We start from the raw sequence: 6,151 nt of genomic DNA, 5'->3' as shown, positions 1-6,151 counted from the left end.
TTGAGCACCGAAAGCACCGCTGCTGCCGTTCCTGCCGCAGCAAACACCAACATCAGCCGGCGCAGGCGGACCGCGCTATCCTTTCGAAGGTACCACACTGTCAGCGCAGAGATTCCCAGCATCAACAGCACTACCCGATACTTTTCCCAGATTCCAAAGGGATACACCGAGCGGGAGAAGGACAGCACCTCCCATCCCAGATACAGAACCACCGTCATCCAGCAGCCACCCAACGGACGCAGCAAGCTGAGTGCCTCTCCTGCCGTCTGCAGTGGAGAAAACAAGGCCTTGCGCTCCTCCCAGACAAAGCAGACAAACAGCAGCACAAGGCTAGCTTCCATCAGAAAAAAGGAGCTTTGCGCTGCCAGTTCGTACAGCATCAATCCAGTCTGGACACACAGCACCTTCTCCCACAGCAGACCATTTTTCTCATACAACCACACCTTCATTGGACCATCCTCTCGATCATTGTTCTGCTGTGAGGTTTGCCCGTTTTTGTGCGATTGATACCGTCTTTACCGATTTTAAAGAGCACAAAAACGGAGCAGATGCCGCTTTGGCATCTGCTCCGTCTATCGTATCAGTGATTACTGATTCTTTTTCTGTTTGTTTTCCATTGCGATGAGGGCATCTTTTCTGGAGAGGTTGATTCTGCCCTGGCTGTCGATATCGGTAACCTTGACCAGAATCTCGTCGTCTACGTTGACAACATCCTCTACACGCTCAACACGTTTGGTGTCCAGCTTGGAGATATGAACCAGACCCTCTTTGCCTGGAGCGATCTCAACAAAGGCGCCGAAGTTCATCAGCTTGGTGACGCGGCCTTTATAGAAAGCGCCGACCTCTGGGTCACGGGCGATGGTCTCGATCATGCTGACTGCACGGTTAACGTTGTCCTTCTTGACGCCGGATACAAATACATCGCCGTTTTCTTCGATGTCAACCTTAACGTCGCACTCTGCACAGATCTTCTGTACAACCTTGCCGCCCGAACCGATAACTTCACGGATCTTGTCAACCGGAATCTTCAGGCTGACCATCTTCGGTGCATACTCGTTGACCTCTGGACGTGGACGTGCGAGCTGTTTGAGCATGATTTCATCCAGGATGTAAATTCTTGCTCTGCGAGTCTTTTCAAAAGCATCGCGGATGATGTCCAATGTCAGACCGTCGATCTTGATGTCCACCTGAATTGCGGTGATACCCTTGTGAGTACCGCCAACCTTAAAGTCCATATCGCCGAAGAAGTCCTCCAGACCCTGGATGTCCACCATGGTCATCCAGCGGTCGCCCTCGGTGATCAGACCGCAGGAGATACCTGCAACCGGTGCTTTGATCGGAACACCAGCATCCATCAGCGACAGAGTGGAAGCACAGATCGAAGCCTGAGAGGTGGAACCGTTGGAGGAAAGAACCTCGGAAACAACGCGGTATGCGTATGGGAACTCCTCTACCGGAGGAATTACCGGCTCCAGTGCACGCTCTGCCAGTGCGCCATGCCCGATCTCACGACGGCCAGGACCACGGGATGGCTTTGTTTCGCCGACCGAGTAGGACGGGAAGTTGTACTGGTGCATATAGCGTTTGGTGTCCTCGTTGTCGATACCGTCCAGAATCTGAGCATCCGAAACTGGGCCGAGGGTGGTGATGGTCATGACCTGAGTCTGTCCACGGGTGAACAGTGCGGAACCATGAACACGTGGGATGATGCCAACCTCAGCTGCCAGCGGACGAATCTCGTCGATGCCACGGCCGTCAACACGTTTGCCCTCGTCGAGCAGCCATCTTCTGACGACAAATTTCTGCAATTTATAGATGCACTCGTCGATCTTTGCAGTTTCTTCTGGATACTGCTCATCGAACTGTGCGTGGATTTCTTCGATAACTGGTGCCAGACGCTCCTCACGGATGTTCTTATCGTCGGTATCCAGTGCATATTTTACCTTGTCGATTGCAAATTCCTTGATTGCTTCGAACATAGCAGGATCAACTTCCTGCGACTCGAAGGTGAACTTCGGTTTACCGATCTCAGCCTGTACATCTGCGATGAACTGAGCGATCTTCTTGATCTCCTCGTGACCTTTTGCGATTGCTTCGAGCATAGTCTCGTTATCAACCTCGTTTGCACCTGCTTCGATCATAACGATCTTCTCGCGGGTACCAGCAACGGTCAGCTGAAGGTCGGAGTGTTTTCTCTGCTCCTCATTTGGGCAGATAATGATTTCGCCGTCGACCAGACCTACCTGTACGCCGCCGATTGGGCCATTCCACGGAATGTCCGAGATGGACAGTGCAAAGGAAGTACCCAGCATACCAGCAACTTCAGGAGAATAGTCCTGATCTACCGACAGAACGGTCATGACAACCGAAACGTCGTTGCGCATATCCTTCGGGAAGAGCGGACGGATTGGACGGTCAACCAGACGGGAGGTCAGGATAGCCTTCTGAGAAGGACGGCTCTCACGTTTGATGAAGGAGCCAGGGATTTTGCCGACGGAATACAGCTTCTCTTCAAAATCAACCGAGAGAGGGAAGAAATCGACGCCCTCACGTGGTTTCTGAGCAGCAGTAACGTTGACCATAACGGTGGTATCGCCGTAGCGAACCAGGACAGAGCCGTTTGCCAGGCAGGCCATCTTTCCTGTTTCAAAGGAAATCTTTTTGCCGGCGAGTTCTGTTTCAAATACTCTGAAATTTTCGAACATTGTCGCAGCCTCCTAAAAATACTTCGGGCGGCCGGACATTGACCATTTTAGCAAAAAGTCCAACTTCAGAGCAGCTGTTCTGAAGCTCGATTTGATGCTAAAAAAAGGTGGATTGCCCAACCGTCCCTTTGGATCATGAATGTTTTTGGGTTGGTTGTGTAAGATGATGTGTAAAAGGCAGAAGCACCGCGGATCTCTCCGGATACTTCCGCCTTTGACAATAGCCTTGACGAAATTACTTTCTCAGGCCCAGTTTCTCGATAACTGCACGGTAACGGTTGATGTCTTTTTTCTTCAGGTAGTTGAGCATGTTACGACGACGGCCAACCATTTTCAGCAGACCACGTCTGGAGTGATGGTCGTTTTTGTTTGCTTTGAAGTGCTCGGTCAGGTCGTTGATTCTCTTGGTGAGAATTGCGATCTGTACTTCAGCGGAACCGGTGTCGGTCTCATGCAGTCTGTTCTGTTCGATTACCTGTGTTTTTTCTTCTTTTCTCATCATAGTGCATTCACCTCATAAAAAATATTTTTCTCCTGTAACTGAGCCTGGGGCTGGTGAAATGCTCCGATCGGCCAAACGGCACTACAAGAGCGGTCTCCCCTGACTAGGTTATGGAGGAATGGAACCTGGTATTATCAGCAAGCTCACACTCACTTAATTAGTATACCATATCCATTTTATTTTGTAAACAGGGATTTTCCCAAAATTTTGGACAAATCCGCTGCAAACAGCTTAATCTCTGCGGATATCCTCGGGATGTCCATCCAGAAAGACCATGCGCTCGATATTTTCGGCAATATCCTGGCGGACGCTGTCCTTATCTCTGGAGATCTGCTCCTTGAGCTGCTCGATGGACGGGAACTTGCGCTCCGGACGCACGAAGCGGAAGAAATAAACCTCCACCATCTTGCCGTACAGATCGCCCGAATAATCCATAATATACGTTTCTGCCAGCGGGCCGTCCGAGCCGACGGTCGGCTTGATGCCGACATTGGTGACGCCGCCGTAGAGCTTGCCGTCGATGTTGACCACCGTCGAGTAGACTCCATACCGCGGCACGATGTGGTGCTTTGGAAAGACCTGATTGATGGTCGGAAAATCCATCATGCGGCCGATCTGATTGCCGTGTTCGACCTTCAGTCGGATGGAAAAACGGCGGCCGAGCATCCGGCTGGCTGCATCCATCTCCCCTGCTAAAATTGCATCGCGGATGCGGGTGGAGCTGACCGGCTGACCGTCCAGTTCCACGGGCTGGATGACATTGAGCCGAACACCGTGTTTTTCTGCCAGCTTCTGCAGCAGTGCCACGTCGCCCGCTCCTTTGCTGCCAAAGGTAAAATCATAGCCGCAGCTGAGCTCCTTGGCTCCCATCTTCTCAATCAACATCTCTTCTACAAACACCTCCGGCGCCAGATCTTTAAAGTCGCTAAAATCCGGCATCACAACAAGCTCAAACCCCATCCGCTCGAGGATGCTGCATTTCTGCTCATCGAGGGTGAGGGCAAGATACTTTTTCTTGATCTGGGGAATCGAATCGGAGATCGTATAGGTAAAGACACAAGGTGCAAGCTCCCTGTTTTGCAGCGCACTGGCAAGCACCTGCCGGTGGCCAATATGTACTCCGTCGAACAGTCCCAGCGCCACCGAAGCCGGTCGGCCGGAATCCGGTCTGACAAAATCTCTCACTACTTTCAATCTCTCATTTCCCCGTTTCATCTGATTTCTACCCCACACATTATAGACAGAATTTTGACGATTTGCAAGGCAATTTGTTTGATTATATTTTAACAAACCACCTTTATTATACCGAAGTTACAAAATATTGTATTTTATTGTTTGCAAAGTACAAAAAATTAGATAATTCTTTGTTTGAATGTTCGGATGGATTTTTTAATTTATCTTTAAATTTGATTTCTTACGACAGGTTCGAAGCTGTTGGCCGTTTTATCCATCTTCCAAAGTTGACGAAGGCACCACGCTGCCAATAGAATCAATCCAGCTCCGCCAACGAGTCCTATTAGATTAGGTCCGATAAACAAATTGGAGGAACGATTCATAAACAGCTGTGAAGGTGCATATAGGTCAATTCCATTGATTGCTGCATGAAAAACAACCGGTCCCCATACTGAACCAGTGTGAAAAAACAGGTATCCCTGAATCACGCCAAGCACACTGCAAAACACCAGCATCGCCAGAATATTGGCAACCGGATGTCCTTCCCCATAGTTAAATCCCATGGCAACAATCGGTGCATGCCACAGACCCCACAGTAAGCCCGTGATCAGTGTTGCTGGAATTTTTCCGTAACAGGAAAACTTAGGCAACAGATAGCCTCTCCAGGCAAGCTCCTCACCCAGACAGGGAAGCAAACCCGTCAGTGGATTGATCAGCACAGCAAGTGGGATAGTTTGTGCCAGCATCACCAGATAATCGGCGCCCTGCACTCCTGCCTCCTGCGCAAGCTGGGAAGAGAGGGTAAAATTCTGTGGGAACAGCAAAAAATACAACACTGCACCTACATAGGCTACCACCGGTGTCAGTAACCAAGTTGCCAAATAGCAGCGCAGATTTTTGCGCATCCAAACCCGCAGATACAATGCCTTTGTTCCTTCTCGGGTAAACAGTCTTGTCAAAATGACGCTGACTGCTGGCGTGAACATCAGCAGTGACAACAACCAATTCTCTCTGTGTTGCCAATAAAGCAAGCTAAAGACAAGTAAAAAGGCAGATTCCACAACAGCAAAAATCCACAGTCGTTTTTGATCTGATTTTTTCATCAAAACTCGCTTCCTTTCTTTACTTCAGAAAACGAATTGTACAAATCAGATTCTTCAAAAATTACAGCAGCGCAAACAGCTTTCGCATCCGCAGCAGGCCTTCTTCCCAGTCGGGATAGCTGACCCCTAAAAAGGTTGTGTCCTCTCCGATCACACGCAGATCACCGGTGTAGTCCTTCATGGTCTGCATTCCGTCGAGACGGGCAAGATCGAGTTTGACGCCGTTTTGATACATTGTCTGCTGTTTGCCCTCCAGCTTGAGCGCCGGCAGCGAAGCAAACACCGTTTCAATCGGCAGCAGGCGCTGCGCCAGCGTTCCTTGCGCTGACAGCTGTTCGGCCTGTTCCAGTGTGATGCTGTCCTCCAGCGAAAAACCGGCAGCCTGGGTGCGGCGCAGCGCAGTCATCGTTGCACCACAGCCCAATGCCTCACCGATATCTGCACAGAGGGTGCGAATGTAGGTTCCCTTCGAGCAGGCAACGTCGATGACATAGGCGTTGTTCTGCTCGTCTCTGTCGATCAGCTCCAACGAAGTGATGGTGACCGGACGGCGCTCTCGCTCGATTTCGATGCCCTGCCGTGCCAGATCGTACAGGCGTTTGCCGTTGATCTGAATCGCCGAATACATCGGCGGCAACTGCATGATCCCGCCGCGGAACTGTTCCAGC

General features: G+C 50.5%; 5 protein-coding genes and 1 pseudogene. All 6 read right to left on the bottom strand.

Annotated features, from left to right (window positions below; translation table 11 throughout):
- On the bottom strand, positions 1-449 hold a 449-nt coding region (locus Q0L39_RS10115; RefSeq protein WP_296628875.1), incomplete at its 3' end, for a hypothetical protein.
- 138 nt (positions 450-587) lie between these two features.
- Complete coding sequence (locus Q0L39_RS10110; RefSeq protein ID WP_296628874.1) at positions 588-2,705, bottom strand: polyribonucleotide nucleotidyltransferase; 2,118 nt, start codon at positions 2,703-2,705, stop codon at positions 588-590.
- Between the two features lie 235 nt (positions 2,706-2,940).
- On the bottom strand, positions 2,941-3,207 hold the full coding sequence (gene rpsO / locus Q0L39_RS10105; protein ID WP_296628873.1) for a 30S ribosomal protein S15: 267 nt from the start codon (positions 3,205-3,207) through the stop codon (positions 2,941-2,943).
- Between the two features lie 231 nt (positions 3,208-3,438).
- The gene (locus Q0L39_RS10100) at positions 3,439-4,392 is read right to left on the bottom strand and encodes a bifunctional riboflavin kinase/FAD synthetase (RefSeq protein WP_296628876.1); all 954 of its coding nucleotides are present in this window, start codon (positions 4,390-4,392) and stop codon (positions 3,439-3,441) included.
- A 215-nt stretch (positions 4,393-4,607) separates the two neighbouring features.
- Positions 4,608-5,483 (bottom strand): type II CAAX endopeptidase family protein, encoded by an 876-nt coding sequence (locus Q0L39_RS10095; RefSeq protein ID WP_296628872.1) that lies wholly within the window; start codon positions 5,481-5,483, stop codon positions 4,608-4,610.
- A 61-nt stretch (positions 5,484-5,544) separates the two neighbouring features.
- Positions 5,545-6,151: pseudogene (locus Q0L39_RS10090) on the bottom strand (tRNA pseudouridine(55) synthase TruB); the annotation flags it as partial.

The sequence above is a fragment of the uncultured Negativibacillus sp. genome (genome assembly GCF_944388365.1).
Lineage (GTDB): Bacteria > Bacillota > Clostridia > Oscillospirales > Ruminococcaceae > Negativibacillus.
The sequence above is the reverse complement of the archived record's forward strand: the minus strand, read 5'-3'. Positions and strand labels throughout refer to the sequence as shown.

Bases quoted from the DNA above. Each gene is read 5' to 3' on its own strand.
- Q0L39_RS10110 (WP_296628874.1), bottom strand. From the start codon at position 2,705: ATGTTCGAAAATTTCAGAGTATTTGAAACAGAACTCGCCGGCAAAAAG.
- rpsO (WP_296628873.1), bottom strand. From the start codon at position 3,207: ATGATGAGAAAAGAAGAAAAAACACAGGTAATCGAACAGAACAGACTG.
- Q0L39_RS10095 (WP_296628872.1), bottom strand. From the start codon at position 5,483: ATGAAAAAATCAGATCAAAAACGACTGTGGATTTTTGCTGTTGTGGAA.